Consider the following 25,075-nt stretch of genomic DNA (forward strand, 5'->3'; position numbering starts at 1 on the left):
GGCCGAACGGACCCGTCCCTAGGCTCTCCTCCATGAGCAGCCACACGGCGATCGAGCCGAGCATCCTCTACTTCGGCACCCCGGTGGTGCTGCTGTCCACGGAGAACGAGGACGGCACCTTCAACCTCGCCCCCATGTCCTCGGCGTGGGCGCTGGGCCGGACGGTCGTCCTCGGCCTTGGCCGCGAGGGCCAGACCGCCCGCAACCTCCTCGCCCGCCCCGACCTGGTCATCAATCTCCCCGCCCCGCACCAGTGGCCCGCGGTGGAGCGCCTCGCCCCTCTGACCGGCCGCGACCCGGTCCCCGCGACGAAGGCGGCCGGCTACCGCTTCGAACCGGCGAAGTTCGCCGCGGCGGGCCTGCGCGAGGAGCCCTCCCACACCGTCCGCCCCCCTCGTGCGGCCGACTGCCCCCTCCACCTGGAGGCCCGCGCCGAACGCATCCGCCCCGACCTGTCAGGCGACTGCGTCATCGTCGAGACAAGGGTCCTGAAAGTCCACGCCGCCCCCGAACTGCTGGTCCCCGGCACCCACCACATAGACCCCGCCGCCTGGAGCCCCCTGATCTACAACTTCCGCCACTACTTCGGCCTGGGCCCGGAGCTGGGCAGCTCCTACCGCACCGAGACACCGCGCGAGGCCGGCGTCGGCTGAGGGAGGGGAACGGCGACGGGGGCAAACCGCCCCCAGGGGACGGAAAAGCCCTTGGGCGTACGGCATTTCGGTCGCCGACCGGGAACTACTCGGCCGCGCCCGGCGTTTACCCCAGTACGTTTCTCGGTTCCCGGACACGATGTCCGACCGAGGGGCTACGGTATGCACCCACCAGGTGACATGCAGCGACGCCGGGAGACACCTTGAGCGTTCCGTACGAGACGGCGGAGTACGAGTCCGCCCAGTCGCCCGAGTCTCCGGAGGAGCACCTCGCGCGACTCCTCGGCCGTGCCCTGAACTCGTTCGAGCTGCCCGACGAAGTGATAAGAGAGCTGGACTGCGCGCTGGCGCACGACAGTTCGCTGCACTCCGCGCACCACAGCGCGGGCCTGCACCGGGAGACGTACCGGCACACCTGGCTGCTGGCGGACGGCTCGGCGGTGACCCTCTGGGAGCTGGCGCACAACACCGCGCCGGGCGCGGAGGCGCAGCACGAGGTGTACCTCGACGAGGAGGAGCTGCACACCGCGACGACCCGGCTGGCGCTGCCGTACGACACCTCGGACTTCGAGCTGCCGGTGCTGACCGAGCTGGGCGCGGTGCCCGAGCCCCGGCACGCGTACGTGGCGGACAACTCCCCCGACCACGCCCGCAGGCTGCTGCGCCGGGCGGAGAACCCGGACCGTCCCGGCAAGGAGCTGGCGGCGCTGCTGGCCACGGCGGAGGGGCACGAGATCACCCAGGCGTTCGGCCGTCCCGGCCGCACCGCGCGGGCCGGAGTGAGCTTCGCGCTGTACGAGCACGCGTTCCTGCTGCGGGACGGGCGGGAGGTCTCCCTGTGGGAGGTCGAGCACACCGCGACCCCCGACGGCCGGCACATGTGCGAGGTGTACACCACTCCCGAGGCGGCCCGCGAGGCCATGGAGCACCGCGCGGCCCGGCACGGCTGACGGCCCCCGACGCACCGCGTCCCCCCGGCGACTTCACCGAGGGGACGCGACCGTGGGGACGGGTCAGGGGGACGCCGGGCCCGAGGGTGCTCAGGCGGCGACCGGCTGCCGGCTCCCCTTCTCGCCCGGCGCCGTGCCCTGCGCCGGACCGGCGGCCGGGGTGCCCTGGGCCGGCTTGCGCATGCCCTTGAGGACGACCACCAGGGCGGTGCTGACGCAGACGCCCGCGGCGATGGCGATGAGGTAGAGGAACGGGTTGCCGATCAGCGGGACCACGAAGATGCCGCCGTGCGGGGCTCGCAGGGTGGCGTCGAACATCATCGACAGCGACCCGGTGACCGCGCCGCCCACCATGGCGGACGGGATGACCCGCAGCGGGTCGGCCGCGGCGAACGGGATCGCGCCCTCGGAGATGAAGGAGGCGCCCAGCACCCAGGCGGCCTTGCCGTTCTCCCGCTCGGCCGGGGTGAAGAGCTTGCCGCGCACGGTCGTGGCCAGGGCCATCGCCAGCGGCGGGACCATGCCGGCCGCCATCACCGCGGCCATGATCTTCATCGCGGAGTCACTGGGGCTGGCGACGGCGATGCCGGCGGTGGCGAAGGTGTAGGCCACCTTGTTGACCGGGCCGCCCAGGTCGAAGCACATCATCAGGCCGAGGAGGGCGCCGAGCAGGACGGCGTTGGTGCCGGTGAGGCCGTTCAGCCAGTCGGTCATGCCCTTCTGGGCGGCGGCGATGGGCTTGCCGATCACCACGAACATCAGGAAGCCGACGACCGCCGAGGAGATCAGCGGGATCACCACCACCGGCATGATGCCGCGCAGCGCCGCCGGTATGTTCACCCGCTGGATCGCCAGCACCACGCCACCGGCGATCAGACCGGCCGCGAGGCCGCCGAGGAAGCCCGCGTTGATGCTGAGCGAGATCGCGCCGCCGACGAAGCCGGGGACGAGGCCGGGCCGGTCGGCCATGCCGTAGGCGATGTACCCGGCGAGCACCGGGACCAGGAAATTGAAGGCCATGCCGCCGATCTGGAACAGCAGCGCGCCCCAGCTGTCGGACTGGGTCCACACGAAGTGGTCCATCACGGAGGGCGCCTTGTTCACCGTCCAGCCGCCGATGGCGAAGCCCAGCGCGATGAGCAGACCGCCCGCCGCGACGAACGGGACCATGTAACTGACGCCGGACATCAGCCACTTGCGGAGCTTGGTGCCGTAGCCCTCGGTGGAGTCGCCCGCGCGGTCCACGGGGGTGGTGGCCGCGCCGGCGGGGGCGGTCTTCTCGCCGCGTTCCGCCTTGGCGCGGACCTCGGTGATGAGTTCGGCGGGGCGGTTGATGCCCGCCTTCACGCCGACGTCCACCGTGGGCTTGCCGGCGAAGCGGTCCTTCTCGCGCACCGGCACGTCGTGGGCGAAGACCACGCCGTCCGCCGCCGCGATCACCGCCGGGTCGAGCCGGGTGAACCCCGCCGAGCCCTGCGTCTCGACGGTCACCTCGACGCCCGCCTCCCGGCCGGCGTTCTCCAGCGACTCGGCGGCCATGTAGGTGTGGGCGATGCCGGTGGGGCAGGAGGTGACGGCGACGATACGGAACGGGCGCGCGTCGGTGGTCTCCCCGGCGGGGGCGCCCCCGGCGGAGACATCGTCAGTGGAGGCGCCGTCGGCGGCGACACCGTCGGCGGAAGTGCCTTCAGCGGCCTCCGCCGGAGTCACGTCCCCCCGTACCAGCGCCGCCGCCGTCTCCGCGTCGGAGACCGCCCGCAGCGCGTCCGTGAACTCGGTGTTCATCAGCTGGCGGGCCAGCGCGGAGAGGATCGTGAGGTGGGCGTCGTCCGCCCCGGCCGGGGCGGCGATCAGGAAGATCAGGTCTGCCGGGCCGTCCGCCGCGCCGAAGTCGATCCCGGCCGTGCTGCGCCCGAAGGCGAGCGTCGGCTCGGTGACGTGCTCGCTGCGGCAGTGCGGGATGCCGATGCCGCCGTCGAGACCGGTCGGCATCTGGGCCTCGCGGGCGGCCACGTCGGCGAGGAAGCCGTCCAGGTCGGTCACCCGCCCCTTGGCCACCATGCGCTCGGCGAGGGCACGTGCCGCGCCTTCCTTGCTCTCGGCGGACAGGTCGAGGTCGACCAGGTCCGCGGTGATCATCTCGCTCATCGCGGGCTCCTTTGCTCGCGTATCGCCCGGGGACGTGGGGTGGGCGTGACGGGGGTGACGGGGATGACAGGGGTGACAGGGGCGGTAGAGCTGTGGCGCGGGTCCGGACAGCGGGCGGCGGGCAGCCGCCGGGACTCCGGCACGGGCCGCGTACGCCGGAGCGGGCGGTTCATGACACCGGCTCCGTCAGTACGCGGTCGACCGGCACGTCCGCCGTCACCGTGACCGAGGCGGGGTCCAGGTCGGCCGGGGTGGGCATCACGCTGCCCGGCAAGCACACGGCGGCCGCCCCGTGCGCCACGGCGGACGCGAGCGCCTCCGGCCCGCTGCCCCCGGCGATCAGGAACCCGGCGAGGGAGGAGTCCCCCGCGCCGACGTTGCTGCGGACGGCGGCCACGCGGGCGGTGCCGAACCAGGCACCGTCGCCGTCCACCAGCAGTTGCCCGTCGGCGCCCAGGCTGGCCAGGACCGCGCGGGCGCCCATCGCCCGCAGCTCCTCGGCCGCCTTCACCGCGTCGCCCACCGTGGCCAGCGGGCGCCCGACGGCGGCGGACAGTTCCTCGGCGTTGGGCTTGACCACGTCGGGCCGGGCCCGCAGCGCCTCCAGCAGCGCGGGCCCCGAGGTGTCCAGGGCGATACGGGCGCCCGCCGCATGCGCGCGGGCGACGACATCGGCGTACCAGGACGGGGCGAGGCCCAGCGGAAGGCTGCCGCAGCAGGCGATCCAGTCGGCGTCGGCCGAGTGTGTGCGCACGGCGGCGAGGAGCGACTCCTCCTCGGCCGGGGTCAGTTCCGGGCCCGGCGCGTTGATCTTCGTCAGAACGCCGTCCGCCTCCGCCAGCGCGATGTTGGACCGGGTCGCCCCGGCGACCGGCACGGGGGCGACCTCGATGCCCTGGGCGTCGAGCAGTTCGGCGATCAGTGCGCCCGGCGCACCGCCCAGCGGCAGGACGGCGAGGGTGCGCCGGCCGGCGGCGGCGACCGCGCGGGAGACGTTGACGCCCTTGCCGCCGGGGTCCATGCGCTCGCCGGAGGCCCGGATGACCTCGCCGCGCTCCAGGACGGGGACCTCGTAGGTGCGGTCCAGGGAGGGGTTGGGGGTGACGGTGAGGATCATGCGCGTACTACTTCCGTGCCGCCGCGCTCGATGACGGCCGCGTCTTCGGGGCTGAGCCCGCTGTCGGTGATCAGCAGGTCCACGTCGCTCAGGTCGCCGAAGCGGGCGAAGTGCTCCTGGCCGTGCTTGGCGGAGTCCGCGAGCAGCACGACCCGGCGGGCGGCGGCGACGGCGGCGCGCTTGACGGCGGCCTCGGCGAGGTCGGGGGTGGTCAGACCGTGCTCGGCGGAGAAGCCGTTGGCGGCGACGAAGGCGACGTCGGCGCGGATCTCGCCGTAGGCGCGCAGGGCCCAGGCGTCGACGGCGGCGCGGGTGCGGTTGCGGACGCGGCCGCCGACGAGGTGGAGCTGGAGGCCGGGGTGGTCGGCGAGGCGGGCGGCGATCGGCAGGCTGTGGGTGACGGCGGTGAGCGTCGTCTCCAGCGGGATCGCGGCGGCCAGCCGGGCCACGGTGGTGCCCGCGTCGAGGATGACCGTGCCGTCGACGGGGAGTTCGGCGAGGGCCGCCTTGGCGATGCGGTCCTTCTCGTCGGCGGCGGTGGACTCGCGCTCGCTGAGGTCGGGCTCGAAGTCGAGGCGGCCGGCCGGGATGGCGCCGCCGTGCACCCGGCGGACCAGGCCCGCGCGGTCGAGGGCCTTCAGGTCACGGCGGATGGTCTCCGCCGTCACCTGGAACACCTCGGCCAGCGACAGCACGTCCACCCGGCCGCCGTCACGGGCGAGCCGGAGGATCTCCTGCTGACGCTCCGGTGCGTACATGTCCGCCTGCCTCCGAACCCCGTCCCACCGTCCCGACCCATGCCCGAACGTGTGGTTTCAGTGCGATGCTACGCCCGATTTTCCGGAAAGTAAACGGGCTCGGGCTTCATTCGGACATGAACGGAACTTCAGCAAGCGGACCCGGACACCGTCAGACCGTCAGCAGCTCCCGCTCCTCCACCGGCTCGCCCCCGCCCTCCACGTGCTGCGCGGGCCGCTTGGGCAACGCCGACATCAGCAGGAAGATCAGGCCCATCACCCCGGCCACCCACCACAGCGCGTGCTGGAAGGCGCCGACGAAGGCCGGGCCGACCTGCGCCGGGGTGAGCCGGTCCGCGATCTGTCCGAAGAAGACGACGGACACCAGGCCGAGCCCGAGCGCGTTGCCCATCTGCTGCACGGTGTTGAGCAGGCCGGAGGCCGACCCGGCGTGCTCACGCGGCACCTCGGAGAGGATCGCGTCGGTCAGCGGGGCCACGATCAGGCCCATGCCGACGCCCATCACGACCAGCGGGAGCGCCATCTGCCAGGAGGCGATGGCCAGGCCGTACCGGTGGGACTCCCAGATGTAGAGGAGCACGCCGAGCCCCATCGTCAGGGCGCCGGCCTGGAGCACCTTGCGGCCGAAGCGCGGCACGAGGAACTGCACCGACAGCGCGGCGGCCGTCGACACCGCGAGCGAGAAGGGCACCCCGGTCAGCCCGGCGCGCAGCACACTCCAGCCGAGGCCGATCTGCATGTACAGCGTCCAGACCAGGAAGAAGACGCCGAGCGCCACCCCGAACACGGTCTGCACGGCGATCCCGGCGGCGAAGCTGCGCACCCGGAACAGGGACAGCTCGACCAGCGGGGAGCCGTCGCGGGCCGCCTTGCGGCGCTCGTACCAGACCAGCGCGGCGAAGACCGGGAGCGAGCCCGCCATCAGCAGGTGGCCCCAGAGCGGCCAGCCCAGCTCGCGGCCCCGGGTGAGCGGGTAGAGCAGCATCAGCAGGCCCAGGGTGACCAGGGCGACGCCGACGAGGTCGAGCTTGAGGGCGTGGGGCGCGCGGGACTCGGTGATGAAGCGGCGGCCGAGCAGCACGGCGGCGATGCCGACGGGCAGGTTGATCAGGAAGATGGGCCGCCACTCAAGGCCGAACAGGTTCCACTCGGTGAGCAGGGCGCCGAGCAGCGGGCCGGAGACCGCGCCGAGGCCGACGACGCCGCCGAACAGCCCGAATACCTTGCCGCGCTCATGGGCGGGGAAGGTGGCGTGCACGATGGAGAGGACCTGCGGGACCATCATCGCGGCCATGCCGCCCTGGAGGACGCGGGCCGTGACCAGCATCGCCGGGTCGACCGCGAAGCCGCACAGCGCCGAGGCGAGGGTGAAGCCGGCGACGCCGAGCAGGAACAGCCGCCTGCGCCCGTAGATGTCGCCGAGCCGCCCGCCGGTGATCAGACCGGCCGCGAACGCCAGCGCGTACCCCGCGGTGATCCACTGGATCTGGCTGAACGAGGCGCCCTCGTCCCGCTGGATGGAGGGGATGGCTATGTTCACGATCGTCACGTCGACGAGGTCCATGAAGGCCGCGGTCATCACGATGGCGAGCGCGATCCAGCGGCGCCGGTCCGCGCCGGAGGTCTGTTCCGTTGAGGTCATGTACGCCACGCTAGTGACCCACTAGGACAGAACGTGTCCTAGTGGTGCGGCATGCTCGGACGCATGACGACGGACACCCCGGCCCGGCTGCTGACGCTCCTGTCCCTCCTCCAGACCCCGCGCGAATGGCCCGGCGGCGAACTGGCCGGCCGGCTCGGGGTCTCCCGCCGTACGGTCCGGCGCGACATCGACCGGCTGCGCGAGCTGGGCTACCCGGTGCAGGCCAGCAAGGGCGCGGAGGGCGGGTACCGGCTGGTCGCGGGCAAGGCGATGCCGCCGCTGGTGCTGGACGACGAGGAGGCCGTCGCCATCGCGGTCGGGCTGCGCGCGGGCGCCGGGCACGCGGTGGAGGGGGTGGACGAGGCGTCGGTGCGGGCGCTGGCCAAGCTGGAGCAGGTGCTCCCGGCCCGGCTGCGCCGCCAGGTGGCCACCCTCCAGGCCGCGACCACCCCGCTGACCAGCGGCGACGGCGCGACCATCGCGCCGGAGACGCTGACCGTGATCGCGTCCGCCATCGCCGGTCACGAGCGGCTCCGGTTCGCCTACCGCGCCGGGGACGGCAGCGAGTCGCGCCGGCTGACCGAGCCGTACCGGCTGGTGTCCACCGGGCGCCGCTGGTACCTCGTCGCCTACGACCTCGACCGCGAGGACTGGCGCACCTTCCGGGTGGACCGGGTCGGCGACCCCTTCGCCACCGGCGCCCGCTTCACCCCGCGCGAGCTGCCCTCGGGCGACGCGGCGGAATACCTGCGCCGCTCGATCCGACGGCGCACCGAGACCTGGGAGTTCACCGTCCGCTTCGCGGCCCCCGCCGACCGGATCGCCGCCCGCGTCCCGCACTGGTTCGGCGCCCCCGAACCCGACGGCCCCGATCACTGCCTCCTGCACGGCACCACCGGCGACCCGGTGGAGTGGCTGGCGGTCCGGCTGGCGATGGCGGGCCACGAGTTCACGGTGCGCAGCCCGGCCGTACTGGCCGACGCGGTACGGGAGCTGGGGTCACGCCTGCTGCGTGCGGCTCCTCAGTCCTGAGGGGCTTCCCAGGCGAAGCCGCCCAGGGCCACCAGGTTGCCGAGCGCCAGGGCGGCGGGGCCGGCCGGGCCGGTGGGCGGGAACTCGGTGAGGGCCCAGGTCTCGACGGCGACCCGTACGGCCGCGCCCGCGACGGCGGCGGCGAAGCGGAGGTGGGGGGTGGCGGCCTCGGCAACGTTGTCGGCGTCGTCCTCGGCGGGCGCCAGCCGCGCGGCCAGCGCCTCCGCGAGTTCCGTCTCCGACGCCTGGCAGACCTCCGCCCAGACCTTGCCCAGGGCCGGGCTGGTGTGGGCCATGCGGATCAGGGTGCGGGCCCACTCCCAGGCGGACGCGGAGACACCGACGCCGGGGGCGAGGGTGCGGTCCACGGCGTGCCGGAGGGCCTCGGGGAGGGTGAGGTGGGCCGGGGCGGCGCGCACGGCCTCGGTCCACAGTTGGGCGCCGGCCGCGTAAAGCGGGGCCACCGCCTCCTCCTTGGAGGCGAAGTACCGGTAGAAGGTGCGCGGTGCGATGCCCGCCGCGTGCGCGATGTCCTCGGCGCGGGTGGCCCGCAGGCCCTGCCGGACGAAGAGGGTCGCGGCGGCGCGGGCGATCTCCATCCGGGTCTCGGCCTTGCGCCGCTCGGTCAGGGAAGCCGCCGGAGTGGCCGGGTACGAACGCCTTCGGGCGGTGGTGCCGGTGTTGCCGGTGTTACGGGTGGTACGGGGGGTGCTCACCTCGGCAGGCTATGCCCCTGTGGCAGAATCTGCCATTCGGCGGGTCACCCCGTGGTTCAGGTACGGGGTGACCCGCTGTTCCATGCCCGAGAGCGCCCGCACCCTGATCGCGCGGGCAGGAAAAAGCCGGGCTCCGGCGCCGGGGGGGGTGGCGCCGGAGCCCGGCCGGGAAGTCCCGACGCCGGGGGGGGATGACGTCGGAACTGGTCCGTGGGCCCGCCCCCCGAGGGGGGCGGGCCTGCGTGGCGGTGGGGACGCCGCGCGGCATTCGGTGGGAGTGCGGCCCCCGGAGCCTCGGCTCCGGTGCCCGCAAGGGTTGTTCCCGCGCTCGGAGGCGTTGAAGCGACGGGACCGCGCCATGTTGGCACCGCATTCCGCCACCGCGCGTACCCCACCCCCCGGGGTCCTACGCCGCCGCGTCGAACCCCGTGTCGTGGGCGAGCTTCTTCAGCTCCAGCAGGGCGTGCTTCTCTATCTGCCGGATGCGCTCGCGGGTCAGTCCGTGCTCCTTGCCGACCTCGGTGAGGGTCCGCTCGCGGCCGTCCTCGATGCCGTACCGCATCTTGATGATCGAGGCGGTGCGCTCGTCCAGGCGGCCGATCAGGTCGTCCAGCTCCTCGCGGCGCAGCAGGCTGAGCACCGACTGCTCCGGCGAGACCGCGGAGGTGTCCTCCAGCAGGTCGCCGAACTGGGTCTCACCCTCGTCGTCCACCGACATGTTCAGCGAGACCGGGTCACGGGACCAGTCGAGCACGTCGGTGACGCGCTCCGGCGTGGAGCCCAGCTCGGCGGCGATCTCCGCGGGCTCCGGGTCCCGGCCGTGCTCCCGGTTGAACTCGCGCTGCACCCGGCGGATGCGGCCCAGCTCCTCCACCAGGTGGACGGGGAGCCGGATGGTGCGGGACTGGTCGGCGATCGAGCGGGTGATGGCCTGGCGGATCCACCAGGTCGCGTACGTGGAGAACTTGAAGCCCTTGCGGTAGTCGAACTTCTCGACCGCGCGCACCAGGCCCGCGTTCCCCTCCTGGATCAGGTCGAGCAGGGGCAGGCCGCTGCGCGGGTAGCGCCGGGCGACGGCCACGACCAGGCGGAGGTTGGAGCGGATGAAGACGTCCTTGGCCCGCTCGCTCGCCTCGAACAGCTCCTCCAGCTCCTCGCGGGACGCCTCGGCGCCGGTCTCCGCCTGGCCGTCGAGCACCTGGCGCGCGAACACGCCGGCCTCGATGGTCTGGGACAGCTCGACCTCCTTGGCGGCGTCGAGCAGGGGCGTACGCGCGATCTCGTCGAGGTACATGCCGACCAGGTCGCGGTCGGCGATCTCGCCGCCGCGCACGCGGACGCTGCTTGCCGAGTCGGCCGTCTGTCCCCCAGAGCCCGGAGCCTGGGAGGTGCCCCCATTGGCGGACTTACGACGGGCGACGGCGCGGGTTGCCATGCGTGCTCCCTTGCGGTGGTGGCTGGCAGGTGGTCCTGGCGAACGCTCGGCACTCCGGACCCTCCCTCGGGACTCTCCTCGGGTGCCCTGCATCCGTGGGAAACAACGACTGGAATCCGGACAGAATTCCCCAGCGACCCCTCGATTTTTCTGATCATGCAGTACCCTGTCGCGCCACAGAGGGGGTTCGCATGGTGCCGAACGGTACGGAAGTGCAGGTCAGACCGGGAACCGAGGCCGACCTCGACGCTCTGACCGCGCTCTACAACCACTACGTGACTGAGACGGCCATCACATTCGATCTGACCCCCTTCACCCCACTGGAGCGCCGCCCGTGGCTGCTCTCCCACCCGGAAGACGGCCCGCACCGCCTCCTGGTTGCCACGGACACGGATTCCCGTCGCGTCCTCGGCTACGCCACCTCGGGCCCGCACCGCCCCAAGGCCGCGTACGCCCCCTCGGTGGAGACCTCGGTCTACCTCGCCCCGGACGCGACCGGCCGGGGCGTGGGCACCCTGCTCTACGACGCGCTCTTCGCCGCGCTCGCCGAGGAGGACGTACACCGGGCCTTCGCCGGGATCACCCAGCCGAACGAGGCGTCGGTGAGGCTGCACGCGCGCTTCGGCTTCCGGCACCTGGGCACCTTCGGCGAGGTCGGCCGCAAGTTCGGCCGTCACTGGGACGTGGCCTGGTACCAGAAGGATCTCGGCGCCGGCTGAGTCACCGGCGCGGTTTCAGCCGAACTGTACGGACCGCTTGGCCAGCCCCATCCAGAACCCGTCGATCACCGACTTGTGCGCGTCCGCGCCGGCCGCGCCGAGCGTGACGAACAGCGGCGCGAAGTGCTCGGTCCGGGGGTGGGCGAGCTTCCCGGCCGGGGCCTTGGTCTCGAAGTCCAGCAGGGCGTCCCAGTCACCGGCGTCCAGCGCGGCCCGGCCCCAGTCGTCGAACTCGGCGGACCAGCCCGGCACGCCCTCGCGGTGCCGCAGCGCGGCCAGGTTGTGGGTGAAGAAGCCGGAGCCCACGATCAGCACACCCTCGTCACGCAGCGGCGCGAGCCTGCGGCCGAGCTCCATCAGCCGGGCCGGGTCGAGGGTGGGCAGGGAGACCTGGAGGACCGGGATGTCGGCCTCGGGGAACATCTCGACGAGCGGGACGTAGGCGCCGTGGTCCAGCCCCCGGTCCGGGATGTCCTGGACCGGGGTGCCGGGGGCGCGCAGCAGCTTGCGTACGGATTCGGCCAGTTGGGGGGCGCCGGGGGCCTCGTACCGTACGCGGTAGTAGTGCTCGGGGAAGCCCCAGAAGTCGTAGACCAGCGGGGCGGTGTGGGTGGCGCCGAGGGCGAGGGGGGCCTCTTCCCAGTGCGCGGAGACCATCAGGATGACCTTGGGCCGGGGCAGGCCGGCCGCCCAGGCGGCGAGCTGGCCGGGCCAGACGGGGTCGTCGGCGAGCGGCGGGGCGCCATGACTGAGGTAGAGGGCGGGCATGCGGTCCGGAGCGGACGGCTCGGCGGTGTGGTGCATGACGGCTCCTCCCGGGGCGGGCCTCGGCGGGGGACGCGGAGGCTTTGCTTTAACTCTCAAGTATTACTCGGTCAGATTACGCCCGACTAGTTCAAGTTTCAAGAAGGTGGCTCGTACAGTGGGAGACATGAACTCGGCATCCACCCCGGCAACGGCGCCGGCCCCCGGACACCGCTGGCTCACCGACGAGGAGCAGCGCGTCTGGCGCGCGTACCTGCACGCGACCACGCTGCTGGAGGACCACCTCGACCGCCAGCTCCAGCGCGACGCGGGCATGCCGCACATCTACTACGGACTGCTCGTCGGCCTCGCCGAGGCACCGCGCCGCAGACTGCGGATGACCGAGCTGGCCCGGAAGTCGAAGATCACCCGCTCCCGGCTCTCGCACGCGATCGCCCGGCTGGAGAAGTCCGGCTGGGTGCGCCGGGAGGACTGCCCCTCGGACAAGCGCGGCCAGTTCGCGGTGCTCACCGAGGAGGGCGCGGAGGTGCTGCGCCGTACCGCGCCGGGCCATGTCACCGCCGTACGGCAGGCGCTGTTCGAGCGGCTGAGCCCGGCGCAGCAGAAGGCCCTCGGCGAGATCATGGAGATCGTCGCCGAGGGCCTTCAGCCGAGCGAGGCGGGTGCGGACCTGCCCTGGCTGCGCTGAGCTACGCGGGGGTCAGTGGGCGACCACCGGCACCGGGATCTCGTCCTCGGCACCGTCACCGGAGGCCATCTTCACGGCACCCGGCTTGCCCGCGTTGACCATGGTGAACGCGATCAGCGAGGCGACCGCCAGGATGCCGACGGCGAACCAGATGGCCGTGCTGTACCCGTGCACCATGGCCTGCAGCTTCACCAGCTGTTGCTGCGGCACCGCGGTCGCGGACCCGATGTGGTCCTTGACGTACGAGGTGGTCGCCGACGCGGCGATGGTGTTCAGCAGGGCGGTGCCGATCGCGCCGCCGACCTGCTGCGAGGTGTTGACCATGGCGGAGGCGACGCCCGCGTCCCGGGGCTCGACGCCCTGGGTCGCCAGCGACATCGCCGGCATGAAGGCCGTACCCATGCCGAGGCCGAGCAGCACCATCGCGGGCAGCAGCAGGGTGGCGTAGGAGGAGCCGATCTCCAGCTGGGTCAGCAGCAGCATGCCGAGCGCGGCGAGCGCGAAGCCGGGGCCCATCAGCAGCCGGGCCGGGACCCGGATCATCAGACGGGCGCCGATCTGGGTGGAGCCGGTGATCATGCCCGCGACCATCGGCAGGAACGCGAAGCCGGTCTTGACCGGGGAGTAGCCCTTCACGACCTGGAGGTAGTAGGTCAGGAAGAGGAACAGGCCGAACATGCCGATGATGGCGAGGCCGAGCGAGAGGTAGATGCCGCCCCGGCTGCGGTCGGCGACCACGCGCAGCGGCAGCAGCGGCGCCTTGACCCGCTGCTCGACCAGGACGAACGCCAGCAGCAGCACCACGGACGCGACGAACATCGAGATGGTGACCGCGTCGCTCCAGCCGTCGGTCTCGGCGCGGGTGAAGCCGTACACCAGGGAGACCAGGCCGAGCGTGGAGAGGATGACGCCGGGGATGTCGAGCGGGGCGCGGTTGCGGCCGCCCTGGGGCTCCCGGATCACGAACCAGGCACCGGCCGCGGCGACGATGGCGAACGGCACGTTGACGAAGAAGGTCCAGCGCCAGTCGAGGTACTCGGTGAGGAAGCCGCCGAGGATCAGGCCGACGGCACCGCCGCCGCCCGCGATGGCGCCGTAGATGCCGAACGCCTTGGCGCGCTCCTTGGCGTCGGTGAACATCACGGCCAGCAGGGAGAGCGCGGCCGGGGCGAGCAGGGCACCGAAGACGCCCTGGAGGGCGCGGGCACCGAACATCATCACGCCGGTGGTGGCGGCGCCGCCGAGCGCGGAGGCCGCGGCGAAGCCGGCGAGGCCGAGCAGGAAGGCGCGCTTGCGGCCCCACAGGTCGGCGATACGGCCGCCGAACAGCAGCAGACCGCCGAAGGCGAGGGCGTAGGCGGTGACGACCCACTGCCGGTTGCCGTCGGATATGCCGAGGTCGTGCTGGGCGGAGGGCAGCGCGATGTTCACGATGGTGGCGTCGAGGACGACCATGAGCTGGGCCAGCGCGATGAAGACGAGCGCCTTCCAGCGGTTGGCGTCGCCGGCGGGCGCGGTGGCCAGCGGCGGCTTGGTGACTGCTTCGGACATGGGGGTACCCCGTTCGGGACTTCGGTCGGACGTGTCGGACAAGCGGGGCACGGTCGTACGGCGTCGCGTACGCGCACAGGGCGTGCGAGGCCCCACCGGCTCGCCCTCGTCGGCGGCCGGGTGGCTTTTCGGGTGATTCCGGGGCGCGGGCCCGGCGGAGTCGTAGGTCTGGCGGTCAGGTCGGACTGGTGGGTCTGATCGGACTGGTGGGTCTGGTCGGTCGGGTCAGGACTGGCGGAGATCCTCCATGGTCACGGCCGTACCGGGCAGGACGGAGCGGGCCGGGGCCCGCAGCCCGTCGAGGAAGAGTTGCAGGTGGCGGTGGACGAACCGGTCGGCGTCGAAGCAGGCGGTACCGGCCGGGGGCCGGCTGAGCTGGGCGGCGGCGACCATCAGGTCACCGACACCGACGTCGGTACGGAGCTGTCCGGCCGCCTTGGCGCGGTCCATGACCTCGGCGATCAGCGCCTCCACCCGTTCCCGCGCCGCCTCCAGGTCGGGGTGGTTGCGGTCGAAGGTGCTGGAGACCATCGGACACAGCGCGCTGATCCGCTCCTCGGCGGCGGCGTGCGCGAAGCGTTCCAGCGCGGCGAAGGCGTCGCCGGTCTCGGCCAGGGCGCACTTGGCGGCCTCGGCCGTGCGGTCCATGACGGAGCACAGGACCTCCCGGACCAGGGCGTCCCGGTCGGGAAAGTTGCGGTACAGGGTGGCGTTGCCGACGCCCGCGCGGCGGGCGATCTCGTCCAGCGGCACCTGGGGGCCGTGCTCGACGAACATCTCCCGTGCGGCGGTGATGATCCGCTCCCGGTTGCGGAGCGCGTCGGCACGGGGCCGGGGCGACGCCCTGCGGGCGGAGGGTGCGGTGCGCACGGCGGACACGGCGGGCTCCCCATCTGTACGGGTCGGGACGAATGGACTGATGTCTTCCGCTGATCCGGGGAGAAGCTCCCCGCTTCGCGCGGACACAGGTCTAAACGGGGAAGCCCTCCCCGGTTATTTCCCGGTCTTCATGTGACCTGGGTCACATTCAGGTCGGGGCGTCGCCGATCCCCGCTCGCCGACCCGATCCACCCCCAACGGTAGGCGATTCACCCCTCCTCCTCCCCAAATCCCACGATCGGTCTCCCCCAGCGCGCGACCCCGGCCGCCGCGACACAGGGTGAGCCCAAGGGCGCAGCCGGCTCACGGGGGCTGCCGTGGAGCGGGAGGTCCGTGCATGCAGCCGCAGTCGCCCCGCCGCCCGATACGCCCGCGCCGCGTAGCCGCCCTCGCCTCGGTGACCGTGCTGACCTTCGCGGTCAGCACCTCGGCCGGGTCCGGGCAGCTCACGGCGCGCACCACCGCCGGGCCGAACGGGCTGATACGCACCGCCGCGCTGGCCCCCTGCATGATCCAGGGCGCGTCCGAGGTCCAGATGACCGAGGGCTTCCCCACCTCCACCGGCTACTCCCGCTCCACCGGCACCGTCCACGCCCTGACCCTGATGGTCGACTTCCCGGACACCCCCGGCGAGGGCAAGGCGATGGACCGCTTCCACGAGTTCTTCCCGAAGACCCAGGAATGGTTCGCCAAGGCGTCGTACGGCCGGCTCGACTACCGCGCCGAGACCCCGATCACCTCCTGGCTGCGGATGCCGAAGCCGTTCAAGGACTACGGCATAGAGCGCGGCGCCCCCTTCGACCCCGGCTACCGGCAACTGGTGCGGGACATCGTCTCCGCCGCCGACCCGGACGTGGACTTCCGCTCGTACGACCTGCTGAACGTGCTGGTCACCCCGAACGCCGGCCCCTCCGCCCTGGACACGGTCCTCTCCGTCACCTTCGCCGGCAACGGCGAGGCCCCGGTGGCCGACGGCACCCCGGTCGCCAACGCCTCCTTCGTCTACTCCCGCCAGGACGACGGCTCCGGCGCCTACCAGGACACCGGGTACCGGGTGCTGCCGCACGAGAACGGGCACACCTTCGGGCTGCCGGACCTGTACACGCAGGAGGGGGGCAGCGCGGTCGGGCACTGGGACATCATGAGCGAGGACTGGGGGGCCAACAACGACCTGCTGGGCTGGCACAAGTGGAAGCTGGGGTGGCTCCCGGCGTCCCAGGTGAGCTGCGCGACGGCCGCGGGGAGCGCGGACTACACCCTCTCCCCGCTCTCCCAGAAATCCGGCGGCAAGCTGGTCATGGTCCCGTTGGACAACCGCACCGCGTACGTGCTGGAACTCCGCACCCAGGGCGGCAACGACGAGGCCGTCTGCAAGCCCGGCATCCTCGTCTACAAGGTCGACGCCTCCGTCGACACCGGCCGCGGCCCCATCACCGTCTACGACGCCCACCGCGACTCCGGCGGCTGCACCCACAGCCCCAACGTCCACGCCGAACTCTCCGACGCCCCCTTCTCCCCCGGAGAGACCTTCAAGGACCCGCCCTCCGGCATCACCATCCACGTGGTGAGCGCCGGCCTGGACGGCAAGTACCGGATACGGGTGACGCGCACGCACGCGGCGAAGGGGACCACGGCCGCGGCGGGGCCCGTCCTCCCAAGTCACCGCTGAGCCCGACCCGTCGACCGGCCGCGACCCCGCTCGCCCACCGGCACAACCCTGATCCGCTACCCTGTCATGGGCAGCCATCACGGTGGCCGTCGCACCCCGCCTTCGTGGGATCTGTCGAAAACCACCTTCGCGCATGTCAGCGCAGGTCACCCCTCAGCCCTCAAAACGGCTGAGGCGCGATTTCAAAACGCGGTCCCTTCGCCGCAGGTCGAGCACGTCGTCGCTCCTGTGGCTGAAGCCGGGAGCCAGGCGCACGCATATCCGGCTCGGGCGACAGCAGAAGCTCATGACGCACCCGCCTGGCCTAGTGACGCACTACAGGTAACCCATGGGGCGGGTGGCTCGCTCAGCAACGCAACCGACACGCCGTCAGACATCGGCGAGGAGTAAGAAGGCGCCTTCGGGGGTGCCGGCGACCTGTAGGCCGGGGGTGTCGTCGAGGGCCTTGATGGTGGTGAGGCGCCGGGTGTCCAGCTCGGCGCGGCGGCGCTCCAGCTCGGCTCCCAGATCGGCGGTCAGCGTTCGGCACCGTCACCATCGGCGGCGTCTCGAAGACCTTGGCGATGACCGGCTGGCGCATCGGATGGCTGGCGACCCCCACCGAACTGACCACCGCCGTAGCCGCCCTGCAGAGCCACACCGCGTCAGCACCGTCCTCCGTCTCCCAACGGGCAGCACTCGGCGCGCGACCGCGCACGCTGCCAGGGACAGGACGAAGGCGAGTGGGTGGCGTCGGCCCTGGTCCCGTCGGGGATCGGGCACCTGAGCCATGCAGGTCAGCAGGCCGGGGAGGTCATCTGGAATGGTCGGTGCGGCGTCGGTGAGTTGGCCCAGAGGGCCCGGGATGAGCAAGGATGAGCGGGCAGGCACGGTCTTCCGTCGTGGTGATCAGGCACTCGACACTCATGATCACCGGAAGTCGTGCCTGCCTCCGCGTCAGCCAACGGCAACCACCCGCGGTCCTGCCCCGCTCCTGAAGCCCCATCAACCCGGACACACCGACTGAAGGACGCCGCCCTGACCTCTGGTCTTCCTCAAATCCCAAGCGACGGTTTGACCTCGATGTTGACGTAGAGCCATGATCACTCGACCCTCCGTGTCGGAGGGGCAGTTGACCAGCTGTCAAAAATCAATGACTATCACGGTATGCCGAGCGGGGGCGGGGAACGTGAAATTTCTGATTCTTGGACCGGTTGAGATAGAGGCTCAGGATGGTAGACAGGTAGCACCAAGAGCTCTCAAGCTCCGCGCACTTCTTGCATATTTGTGCGCCCATAGCGGTGAAGTTGTCTCGACCGCTCGTCTTACTGAAGCCCTTTGGTCGGGCGCGCCGCCCAGGACGGCACTGACCGCCCTGCATGTCTACGTTTCCAAGCTGAGGCAGTATCTCCATTCGCTGGGGCTGGATGCTGCTGAGATGATAACAACGCAACCTCCCGGGTACCGCTTCAACTTGGGCGGCCATGACCTGGACTTGAAGCAGTTCGAAAAGAAGATATCCAAGGCTGTGGAACTCAAATCCCTCGGCTGCAGTGAAGAGGCCTCCGCCGCGCTGTGCTCTGCGATGTCTTTGTGGCGGGGGCGAGCCCTCGGTGATCTGCGTGCCATGTCGGCATTCGATGCCGTCGGTCAGTGCCTCGATGAGCGGCAGACGTTTGCCCATATGCAACGCTTCGAAATCGAGCTCGAACTCGGGAATCACCAAGGAATAATCGGTGAGATCTACTCGCTGATAGCCGAGCATCCGACATGGGAGAGCCTCTACGAGTACCTCATGGTGGCGCTCTATCGATCGGGTCGTACGGTCGAAGCCCTCGCCGCGTACGGACAGATCCGGAAGGCGATGGTCCAGGATCTGGGAGTGGAGCCGGGCCCCCGCGTGCAACGTCTGCATCAGGCTGTTCTCTCTCATGACCCCTCCCTGGCCTTGAGTCAGGATGCGGGCTTGCTGAAACTCACCTCGTGAAGGGATTTTTCTGTCGGCTTCGGACATGGCTGGTACTGGCGACACGGGCTGGTCGCGTTGATCGGGTGTCTGCGGCCGGTGTCGTTCGATACTGGCCAGTCCGCCGGTAGACAATGACACACCTCCTGGTAGACACTGTCTACCAGGAGGTGTGTCATATGGACGGCGACCCAAAGGCGCGGTTGCTGGCGTGCGCCATGCGAATCGTGTCGGAGGACGGCATCGAATCGCTCTCGCTCCGCGCCATCGCCCGCCGCGCCGGCGTTTCGCACGGAGCTCCGCTACGCCATTTCCCTGGACGAGCCGCTTTGCTGTCAGCCGTGGCTGCTGAGGGGTACCGCACGTTGGCCGCGGAGCGAGACCGCGCCGTCGATGCATGTGGAGCAAGCTCCACAGCGGCGGAGCGGCTGCACGCAGCGGCACTTGCCTACGTGGGGTTTGCGGTCGAGAACCGGGGCCTGCATGAACTGATGTCACGCGAAGATCTGCTGCTCCCTACGGATCCGCTACTGAGCGAGGTCAGTCGAGCGTTCTTCGAGGAGGCGGTCGGGCTAGTCGTGGCTAGACAGGAAGAGGAAGGCTGGCACCAGGGTGTCGACAGTCGGCTGTTGACCGCCGCTCTGTGGGCGGCCCTGCAGGGCTTCGCTCACCTGTGGCTCATCGGTTCCATTGCGCGGGCATCTCGTTCCACATCGTTGGAGGATGCTCTCAGAGTCGCTCTCGCAGCGTTCGATCTCGCTCCAAAATCCGAGAATTGACAGTCATCGACAACAAGGGAAAATAGTGCTGCTTCACTCTGTGGTGAGATTGGTGGCTGCCCCGCTGGCGCGCTTTGTCTATCGCCCCGTAGTCGAAGGGAGGGAGAACGTTCCAAAATGTGGCCCTGTCATCCTTGCCTCCAATCACCTCTCGTTCATCGATAGTGTCGTCATCCCCCTCGTGGCTCCGCGTCCGGTTGTCTTTCTGGCGAAGGCTGAATACTTCCGAAAAGATGGTGTCAAAGGTCGAATGATGGCTGCGGTGTTCACGGCACTTGGTGCAGTTCCCGTCGAACGCGGAACTCATCGTGCAGCAAAAGATTCCCTAGAGCTGGCGCGCAGAATCCTGTCCGATGGGAAGGCCTTCGGAATCTATCCAGAAGGCAGCAGATCCCGTGACGGAAGACTTTACCGTGGGCGCACGGGGGTGGCCTGGCTCGCTTTTTCCACAGGTGCTCCAGTCGTTCCCGTCGCCCTTGTAGGTACTGACCGCATCCAACCCATCGGGGTCCGATTGCCTCGAATCAAGCGAATCACGGTGCGATTCGGGGAGCCATTGCGACCTGCATACCCGAGTTCTTCGCTCCCAGTCGCGCAGGCGCGACGGGTGGCCACTGATGAGATCATGAGCGCCATTCAGGCCCTCTCCGGCCAAGAGTCAATGGCCTGCTACAGCGAAATCGCGTCGGCTGCGTAGGTCTTGGAATCCGTCCACGCACGGTGTCCTATCGCGAGGCGTTCGGGAATCACGAAACGCCCGGTGTCAATGATGCCCCGACAGACCGGTTCTGTTTGTTGCCTTTGCCGAGGAAGGATCCAACATGACCGCGTCCCTCAGTGCCTGTACGACAGACCTGGCTACAGTTCCGGAAGTATTGCTGGGCGCGCCACGGGCTGACTCCTTCACGGCATTCGGCCGCCGGGTGGACATCTGGGTGGCAGAAATCGACGCCCCGGCCGGTGCCGATTCCCTGAGGTCGGGGGAACTCATCTCAGCTGTGGACGCGGAGCGTGCGGCCCGGATCGGTGCCCCAGGCGGGAGGGCGCGGTTCACCGCGGGGCGGGCACTTGCGCGCTGGGCCCTCGCTGCTCACCTGGGCTGCCTCCCCACCGAGGTTCCGATGGTTACCGGTATAGGCGGAAGACCCGAGCTTGCTGTCGTGAGGCGTTCGTTGCTCACCCGCGGACAGGCATACGAAGGCATCGACTTCAACTTGTCGCACTCCGGAAACCAAGTCGCGGTCGCCGTGGCGCGCGGACTGCGGGTGGGAATCGACATCGAGCGCGTCATCGAGCGGGACAACACGCACGACCTGGCAAGCCGCGTGTTCTCCGCAGCGGAACGAGAGCTCCTCATGTGCACGTCGACGGCCGGATACCTGGCGCGCTGGTACCAAATCTGGACCACACGCGAGGCCTATGTGAAGGCGCAAGGCACCGGCCTGAGTGGCATCGCAGCCGAGTTGCCGGACCCCGGTACTTCCTGGCTCGCCCATGCGGTGCGCGGGGTCGCACAGGGCTACGCCGCCACCGTGGTGGCCTACCGCAAGGACTGCCGGAGGGCGGGCTGAACAGACGCGGAGCCGATACTCGCCGATCCGACCGGGCGAAGCCGAGGGGACCTCGATTCGTCAGTGGTGATGGCTGCTCGGTGAGGTGATCGGTTCATCCCGTTTGTCCCGGCTGGTGTCGGGTGGGACCTTCGCGTGTCGCTGCGGCTGCGCCGGGGTTCCACGTCTCCCGGGGTGTGCTGGTCGGCTCCTTCCTGGTCTTTGTCGGGGTGGGCCCGCCCGGTTCACAAAGCGGCGGGGAGCGCGTGAGGGCGTCGCCAGACAGTGGTGAAGGCTTCGGCCCAGGGCCAGGAGTGTTCGATCCGCAGCCGACGGCGGCGGGCGTGTCTGGCCAGGCGGGCGGGCAGGTGGTAGAGGCGAAAGCGCATGGTGTCGGGTTCGGCGTCGGCAAGGTCGTCCTGGTCGTGCAGGGTCAGCAGCCGCAGCCAGGCGTGCAGATCGGCGGCGAGGTTGCAGGTGAGCATCCACGCCTCGTTGACCTGCCAGGACTTCGAGGGCAGGTTGTGGAGCCCCATCGCCTTGTTCGTTTTCACCTGGTCCTCGACGACGGCGTGGTGGCGGTGCAGGGCGTCGAGGAACTGGATCTGATGCGAGCCGGGGACGCGGGTCATCCTGGAGATGTTCGTCGCCACGATCGAGTACTTCCAGCCGGTCTTCTTCTCGAACGCGGTGAGGTCCTTCATCTGCCGGCCGGACGGCCTGACCCGGCGGACGATCAGCCGCATGCCCTTGATCCAGCGGTCCCGGGTGCTGAGACCGGTCAACTCCGCGACGTGGTAGCCCTCCTGGGGGCTGCCGTCCTGGTGCAGGGAGGTTTCCCAGGCCGGCTCGGAAAGGCGGGCGATGGCCTTCTCGTCCGCTTCGTGATCGTCCAGCCGGTGGTGAAGCGGACGGTGCGGCGCATCGTGTTCAGATCCCGCAGATGCCGGTGCAGGTCATGGGTGGCGCCGGCTCCGTCGACACGCACCAGGATCTTCGCCGTCGACTGCCCGGGGACCTGGGCAAGCGCGTCGGCAAGGACGCGCAGGTGATCGGCCGCAGTGTTGCTGCCGGCGTTGCCCGGCCGCAGCAGCATCGCCAAACACTCGGACGTGTTCGCGCACCGCGCAGCCAGCGGATGGAACCCGAAGGACTTCTTCCAGGTCGCCGCGGCGCCCTGCTTCATCGACGCGGCGGTGATGATCGTGGCGTCCATGTCGATCACGAACCACCGGTGCAGCCGCTTCCCGGCGACGGTCAGCCACGGGAATCCGCCCGGCCGCACGGCAAGCAGCGACCACACGTGGCGGCGCACCCGCGCCCGCACCTGCCCGATCTTCGCCGGCAGCCCGGCGTCCATCGCATCCAAGGTGCGGCGCATCGTGGAATCCGACACCGCAGGCCCGAACAGACCCTGGTGATGGGCCTGCAGTTGCTCGGCGTCAGAGAAGTTCCCCGCCCCAGCACGATCGCCACGGCGAGCTGCACGACCACGGCCGCGCGGTCCCGCCAGCCGACGCCGGTCCCGGCGGGCAGCACACCCGCCAGCGCGGCCGTCAGCCCCGTACGGTCGGCCAGCTTCCGCAGCAGCACCGCCCCGGCATGCCCGATCAGCCCCTTACCGTCGGCCACGACAGACAGCCGTCGGTCCCACCCTGTGGGTTCGCTCACCAGATTGGTGCCCTGACTCTCGCAGCGGATACGACCTCAACACTCGCATCCTTGCAGGTCAGCGGCGCCTTTCTGTTACCGGGCCGTCAGATCACCCAATTCCGCTGAATACCCAGGGGGGACGGCCGAAGAACGTGAAGTCCTTCGGCCGCCCCGTCGCCGTGCCGCTCGCTACCCGGCGGCGGCTTCCAGTGTTCCCCAGAACCCGTTGAGCCAGGTCACTGTGTCTCGCATGACGTAGTGGTCGGAGTTCGGACGCAGTGCTGACAGCAGGAAGGAGCGCGCTCCTTCGGAGGGCACACCGAGCACGGTGATGCGGGATTCGATGCTGCCGTCGGCGCGTACAGGGTGGAAGTTTGGGCTGAGTTCGAGGCCGCCAGGCATGAAATCCTCACCATCGGCCGAGGCGTTGCGCCAAAGACGGACAGTGCCGCTCGCGAGGAGGTTGCGGTAGAGGGGAAGGACGTCCGCACGCGGGTCGAAGGCGTGCATGCGGGCGTCGACCAGTACGTCGACCGGCCGGACGAACCCGGTATGCGGACCGTCGACAACGACTCGCCCCGTCGGCTCGTCGGGCCGCACCCGAGCCTCGGGGCCGGCCCCCACGTCGAGCAGCCCGTGGTCGATCAGCGCCACGATCTTCGCCATGATCTCAGGGGCGGCTCCGTTGGCCAGCCGATTGTGGTGGCGTGCGTAGCGGTTGAGGAAGATCCGCTGGGAAGCGGCGGTCAGCCCCGCATCGTCCACGGCGTACGAGATGACGGAGCGCAGGTCGCGCCAGACACCGTCGGAAGCCGCCTTGTGCGGGTTCAACCGGTTCCCCTGGCGCGCCCAGCGCTGGTCACGGTCCATGAACTGCCGTACCGCGCGCCGGAACCGCTGCGGACCGGGCTGGGGGCCGACCGGGCTGACGGCGTCGTCCCAACTGAACCGGTTGGCGGTGACGGCGGTGTCCAGGGCGGACGGTGAGGTCCGACCGTCCAGTGCGAGCTTCGGCGGCTGTTCCCGGTCCAGACAGTGCCGCACCGCCGGCTCCGCGTCCGCACCGAAGACCACTCGGGTCCAGTGCAGCAGGACGTCCCGCACCGGCCAGGACACCAAGGCCTGGGCTTCGGCAGCCGTGCGGGTGCCGCGCAGCACCGAGTCCAGCACCTCGGTCACCTGGTCAACGGCTGCGTCGAGCCTGACGAGCAGGCAGTCACGGCCCGCGCCGGAGGCCAAGGTGCCGGACAGGAACGCGAGATAGTCCGGCATGACCCGCTGGGTCAGGGGCATGGCGGCGCCGGGACCGAGCAGGGTGACGTAGTGCAGGTGGGCCATCTCCAGGATCACCAGCGGCAGTACGTCCTTCTCGAAGTCCAGCTGCGGCTGGCGCTCGTCCTCTCCGCCCGGGTAGGGACTGCCGACGTTGGCCCGGAGCTGGCGCACGGCCTCGTGCGTGAGGAAGGTGCCCCGGTGGTCGCCTGAACCGTCGCTCGGCTTGTGGTTGTCGGGCCGCGCGAAGGTGAACAGGCCGGAGCCGCTGAAGGCGACGATGCCCGCGGGCTCGGCCCCACTGGGCCGGTACACCAGGCCGTCACCGGGGACCGGCTCGAACCGGCCGCCACGTCCCTCCGTCAGGTGAAGGATGGTGTCGATGGCGGTGAGGCCCATCCCGGCGCAGCCGACGACCGCCTCGGGGCCGCAGCGGTCGAGGCCGAGCTCCCGGTCCATCGGATACGGATGGGCGACGTGGAGGGCGCCGCCGAAGGCCGCGCACCTGGCGAGCCGCCGTCCCGACCGGCTCCGCTCCGGGTCGTGGTAGGAGTGCCCGGTGAGCAGCAGCACCTCGTCAGCGGGGTGGCGCTCGCCGTCGGCGGTCACCACGGTGAGCCCGTCGTCGGACGATTCGATCTCCACGACCTCTGCCTGGTGCAGGTGGAGGTCGGCTCCGGGGTGGCGGCGCAGATCCGCGGCGAACGCGTCGAACATGTCGCGCAGGGCGAGCCCGTGCACGTATCGCTTGGGCCAGTCCTCCGGTGCCAGGTCGAAGTCCGGATGGCCGGTGGACTCGAAGCGGCGCCGGCACCACTCGTGCAGGGTGGGCCGCTCCGCCACCGGCCGCAGCGGCCCGGCTCCGGCGACGGTCTCGTCGGCTGCGAAGCTCACCTGGGAACCGATCCGGTTGAGGTAACTGGTCCGGGCCTGCGAGGGGCTGTGCGCCAGTCCCGCGCCGAACTCCCCGGTCCGTTCGAAGACCCGCACCTCCAGCCCCTGTCCGGGGCCCAGCCTGTCGATCGTCGCCGACAGCCTCTCCAGGGCGTACGTCGCCCGCGGGCCGCCGCCGACGAGGGCGAGCCGATAGGGGCGCCCGGCCGGCGCGGGCCGGCCCGATACGTCAGGGGTGGTCACCAGTTACCTCATTCCGT

23 protein-coding genes and 1 pseudogene are annotated in these 25,075 nt (G+C 70.7%); 12 read left to right on the plus strand and 12 right to left on the minus strand.

What is annotated here, in order from left to right; all coding sequences use genetic code 11:
* The first annotated feature begins 32 nt into the window (after positions 1-32).
* On the plus strand, positions 33-653 hold the full coding sequence (locus tag D0Z67_RS12050) for a flavin reductase family protein (protein ID WP_031184200.1): 621 nt from the start codon (positions 33-35) through the stop codon (positions 651-653).
* 203 nt (positions 654-856) lie between these two features.
* Positions 857-1,603, plus strand: coding sequence for a DUF6227 family protein (locus D0Z67_RS12055; RefSeq protein WP_031184199.1), 747 nt, complete (start codon positions 857-859; stop codon positions 1,601-1,603).
* 90 nt (positions 1,604-1,693) lie between these two features.
* On the opposite strand, the gene D0Z67_RS12060 is transcribed toward D0Z67_RS12055, so the two are convergent.
* The 4 genes from D0Z67_RS12060 to D0Z67_RS12075 all read right to left on the minus strand — a co-directional run bounded on the left by D0Z67_RS12060 (position 1,694) and on the right by D0Z67_RS12075 (position 7,268).
* Entirely contained in the window at positions 1,694-3,751 is a 2,058-nt protein-coding gene (locus D0Z67_RS12060; RefSeq protein WP_031184198.1) for a PTS fructose transporter subunit IIABC, read from the minus strand.
* A 169-nt stretch (positions 3,752-3,920) separates the two neighbouring features.
* Positions 3,921-4,868: a 1-phosphofructokinase gene (pfkB, locus tag D0Z67_RS12065; RefSeq protein WP_031184197.1), complete on the minus strand. Its 948-nt coding sequence runs from the start codon at positions 4,866-4,868 to the stop codon at positions 3,921-3,923.
* On the minus strand, positions 4,865-5,626 hold the full coding sequence (locus tag D0Z67_RS12070) for a DeoR/GlpR family DNA-binding transcription regulator (protein ID WP_031184196.1): 762 nt from the start codon (positions 5,624-5,626) through the stop codon (positions 4,865-4,867). The genes pfkB and D0Z67_RS12070 overlap by 4 nt, the downstream gene beginning before the upstream one ends.
* 151 nt (positions 5,627-5,777) lie before the next feature.
* Entirely contained in the window at positions 5,778-7,268 is a 1,491-nt protein-coding gene (locus tag D0Z67_RS12075) for an MFS transporter (RefSeq protein ID WP_031184195.1), read from the minus strand.
* A 63-nt stretch (positions 7,269-7,331) separates the two neighbouring features.
* On the opposite strand from D0Z67_RS12075, the gene D0Z67_RS12080 reads away from it, so the two are divergent.
* Positions 7,332-8,300, plus strand: coding sequence for a helix-turn-helix transcriptional regulator (locus D0Z67_RS12080; RefSeq protein ID WP_031184194.1), 969 nt, complete (start codon positions 7,332-7,334; stop codon positions 8,298-8,300).
* On the opposite strand, the gene D0Z67_RS12085 is transcribed toward D0Z67_RS12080, so the two are convergent.
* Both D0Z67_RS12085 and D0Z67_RS12090 read right to left on the minus strand, forming a co-directional pair.
* On the minus strand, positions 8,291-8,899 hold the full coding sequence (locus D0Z67_RS12085; RefSeq protein WP_031184193.1) for a TetR/AcrR family transcriptional regulator: 609 nt from the start codon (positions 8,897-8,899) through the stop codon (positions 8,291-8,293). The genes D0Z67_RS12080 and D0Z67_RS12085 overlap by 10 nt on opposite strands.
* 523 nt (positions 8,900-9,422) lie before the next feature.
* On the minus strand, positions 9,423-10,451 hold the full coding sequence (locus D0Z67_RS12090; protein WP_031184192.1) for a sigma-70 family RNA polymerase sigma factor: 1,029 nt from the start codon (positions 10,449-10,451) through the stop codon (positions 9,423-9,425).
* 194 nt (positions 10,452-10,645) lie between these two features.
* Here D0Z67_RS12090 and D0Z67_RS12095 point away from each other — a divergent pair, with 194 nt between their 5' ends.
* Complete coding sequence (locus tag D0Z67_RS12095) at positions 10,646-11,170, plus strand: GNAT family N-acetyltransferase (RefSeq protein ID WP_199812254.1); 525 nt, start codon at positions 10,646-10,648, stop codon at positions 11,168-11,170.
* A gap of 15 nt (positions 11,171-11,185) precedes the next feature.
* Here the strand turns inward: D0Z67_RS12095 and D0Z67_RS12100 are convergent, their stop codons facing one another.
* Entirely contained in the window at positions 11,186-11,974 is a 789-nt protein-coding gene (locus D0Z67_RS12100) for a dioxygenase family protein (RefSeq protein WP_031184190.1), read from the minus strand.
* 127 nt (positions 11,975-12,101) lie between these two features.
* Between D0Z67_RS12100 and D0Z67_RS12105 the strand changes: the two genes are divergently transcribed.
* Entirely contained in the window at positions 12,102-12,623 is a 522-nt protein-coding gene (locus D0Z67_RS12105; RefSeq protein WP_031184189.1) for a MarR family winged helix-turn-helix transcriptional regulator, read from the plus strand.
* A 12-nt stretch (positions 12,624-12,635) separates the two neighbouring features.
* Here the strand turns inward: D0Z67_RS12105 and D0Z67_RS12110 are convergent, their stop codons facing one another.
* Both D0Z67_RS12110 and D0Z67_RS12115 read right to left on the minus strand, forming a co-directional pair.
* A complete protein-coding gene (locus tag D0Z67_RS12110) occupies positions 12,636-14,174 on the minus strand; it encodes an MFS transporter (protein ID WP_031184188.1) in 1,539 nt (512 codons plus the stop codon).
* Positions 14,175-14,399: 225 nt separating this feature from the next.
* Positions 14,400-15,044 (minus strand): TetR/AcrR family transcriptional regulator, encoded by a 645-nt coding sequence (locus D0Z67_RS12115; protein ID WP_031184187.1) that lies wholly within the window; start codon positions 15,042-15,044, stop codon positions 14,400-14,402.
* Positions 15,045-15,390: 346 nt separating this feature from the next.
* Between D0Z67_RS12115 and D0Z67_RS12120 the strand changes: the two genes are divergently transcribed.
* From D0Z67_RS12120 to D0Z67_RS29655, 7 genes and pseudogenes are all read left to right on the plus strand, one after another.
* A complete protein-coding gene (locus D0Z67_RS12120; protein ID WP_031184186.1) occupies positions 15,391-16,722 on the plus strand; it encodes a M6 family metalloprotease domain-containing protein in 1,332 nt (443 codons plus the stop codon).
* A 536-nt stretch (positions 16,723-17,258) separates the two neighbouring features.
* Positions 17,259-17,546 (plus strand): aminotransferase class I/II-fold pyridoxal phosphate-dependent enzyme, encoded by a 288-nt coding sequence (locus tag D0Z67_RS30005; RefSeq protein WP_420824445.1) that lies wholly within the window; start codon positions 17,259-17,261, stop codon positions 17,544-17,546.
* Between the two features lie 308 nt (positions 17,547-17,854).
* A pseudogene (locus D0Z67_RS30555) lies at positions 17,855-18,160 on the plus strand (AfsR/SARP family transcriptional regulator); the annotation flags it as partial.
* A 36-nt stretch (positions 18,161-18,196) separates the two neighbouring features.
* Complete coding sequence (locus D0Z67_RS30140) at positions 18,197-18,688, plus strand: AfsR/SARP family transcriptional regulator (RefSeq protein WP_234312941.1); 492 nt, start codon at positions 18,197-18,199, stop codon at positions 18,686-18,688.
* Positions 18,689-18,846: 158 nt separating this feature from the next.
* Entirely contained in the window at positions 18,847-19,446 is a 600-nt protein-coding gene (locus D0Z67_RS12140; RefSeq protein WP_031184184.1) for a TetR/AcrR family transcriptional regulator, read from the plus strand.
* Positions 19,391-20,143 (plus strand): 1-acyl-sn-glycerol-3-phosphate acyltransferase, encoded by a 753-nt coding sequence (locus D0Z67_RS12145; protein ID WP_199812249.1) that lies wholly within the window; start codon positions 19,391-19,393, stop codon positions 20,141-20,143. Before D0Z67_RS12140 ends, D0Z67_RS12145 begins: the two co-directional genes overlap by 56 nt.
* A 463-nt stretch (positions 20,144-20,606) precedes the next feature.
* Complete coding sequence (locus D0Z67_RS29655) at positions 20,607-21,017, plus strand: 4'-phosphopantetheinyl transferase family protein (protein WP_158713922.1); 411 nt, start codon at positions 20,607-20,609, stop codon at positions 21,015-21,017.
* A 224-nt stretch (positions 21,018-21,241) separates the two neighbouring features.
* Here the strand turns inward: D0Z67_RS29655 and D0Z67_RS30395 are convergent, their stop codons facing one another.
* The 3 genes from D0Z67_RS30395 to D0Z67_RS12160 all read right to left on the minus strand — a co-directional run bounded on the left by D0Z67_RS30395 (position 21,242) and on the right by D0Z67_RS12160 (position 25,058).
* Positions 21,242-21,781: a transposase gene (locus D0Z67_RS30395; protein WP_420824432.1), complete on the minus strand. Its 540-nt coding sequence runs from the start codon at positions 21,779-21,781 to the stop codon at positions 21,242-21,244.
* Positions 21,778-22,377, minus strand: a complete 600-nt coding sequence (locus D0Z67_RS30400; protein WP_267974121.1) for a transposase — start codon at positions 22,375-22,377, stop codon at positions 21,778-21,780. Before D0Z67_RS30400 ends, D0Z67_RS30395 begins: the two co-directional genes overlap by 4 nt.
* A 461-nt stretch (positions 22,378-22,838) precedes the next feature.
* Positions 22,839-25,058, minus strand: a complete 2,220-nt coding sequence (locus tag D0Z67_RS12160) for an FAD/NAD(P)-binding protein (RefSeq protein WP_051888222.1) — start codon at positions 25,056-25,058, stop codon at positions 22,839-22,841.
* Positions 25,059-25,075: the final 17 nt, after the last annotated feature.

The organism is Streptomyces seoulensis (genome assembly GCF_004328625.1).
Classification (GTDB): domain Bacteria; phylum Actinomycetota; class Actinomycetes; order Streptomycetales; family Streptomycetaceae; genus Streptomyces; species Streptomyces seoulensis.

Coding starts and splice junctions, on each gene's coding strand:
- D0Z67_RS30400 (WP_267974121.1), bottom strand. CDS start 22,377: ATGCGCCGCACCTTGGATGCGATGGACGCCGGGCTGCCGGCGAAGATC.
- pfkB (WP_031184197.1), bottom strand. CDS start 4,868: ATGATCCTCACCGTCACCCCCAACCCCTCCCTGGACCGCACCTACGAG.
- D0Z67_RS12060 (WP_031184198.1), bottom strand. CDS start 3,751: ATGAGCGAGATGATCACCGCGGACCTGGTCGACCTCGACCTGTCCGCC.
- D0Z67_RS12080 (WP_031184194.1), top strand. CDS start 7,332: ATGACGACGGACACCCCGGCCCGGCTGCTGACGCTCCTGTCCCTCCTC.
- D0Z67_RS12120 (WP_031184186.1), top strand. CDS start 15,391: ATGCAGCCGCAGTCGCCCCGCCGCCCGATACGCCCGCGCCGCGTAGCC.
- D0Z67_RS12070 (WP_031184196.1), bottom strand. CDS start 5,626: ATGTACGCACCGGAGCGTCAGCAGGAGATCCTCCGGCTCGCCCGTGAC.
- D0Z67_RS12075 (WP_031184195.1), bottom strand. CDS start 7,268: ATGACCTCAACGGAACAGACCTCCGGCGCGGACCGGCGCCGCTGGATC.
- D0Z67_RS12090 (WP_031184192.1), bottom strand. CDS start 10,451: ATGGCAACCCGCGCCGTCGCCCGTCGTAAGTCCGCCAATGGGGGCACC.
- D0Z67_RS12110 (WP_031184188.1), bottom strand. CDS start 14,174: ATGTCCGAAGCAGTCACCAAGCCGCCGCTGGCCACCGCGCCCGCCGGC.
- D0Z67_RS12145 (WP_199812249.1), top strand. CDS start 19,391: ATGCTCTCAGAGTCGCTCTCGCAGCGTTCGATCTCGCTCCAAAATCCG.
- D0Z67_RS12050 (WP_031184200.1), top strand. CDS start 33: ATGAGCAGCCACACGGCGATCGAGCCGAGCATCCTCTACTTCGGCACC.
- D0Z67_RS12140 (WP_031184184.1), top strand. CDS start 18,847: ATGGACGGCGACCCAAAGGCGCGGTTGCTGGCGTGCGCCATGCGAATC.
- D0Z67_RS12105 (WP_031184189.1), top strand. CDS start 12,102: ATGAACTCGGCATCCACCCCGGCAACGGCGCCGGCCCCCGGACACCGC.
- D0Z67_RS12100 (WP_031184190.1), bottom strand. CDS start 11,974: ATGCACCACACCGCCGAGCCGTCCGCTCCGGACCGCATGCCCGCCCTC.
- D0Z67_RS12085 (WP_031184193.1), bottom strand. CDS start 8,899: ATGGAGATCGCCCGCGCCGCCGCGACCCTCTTCGTCCGGCAGGGCCTG.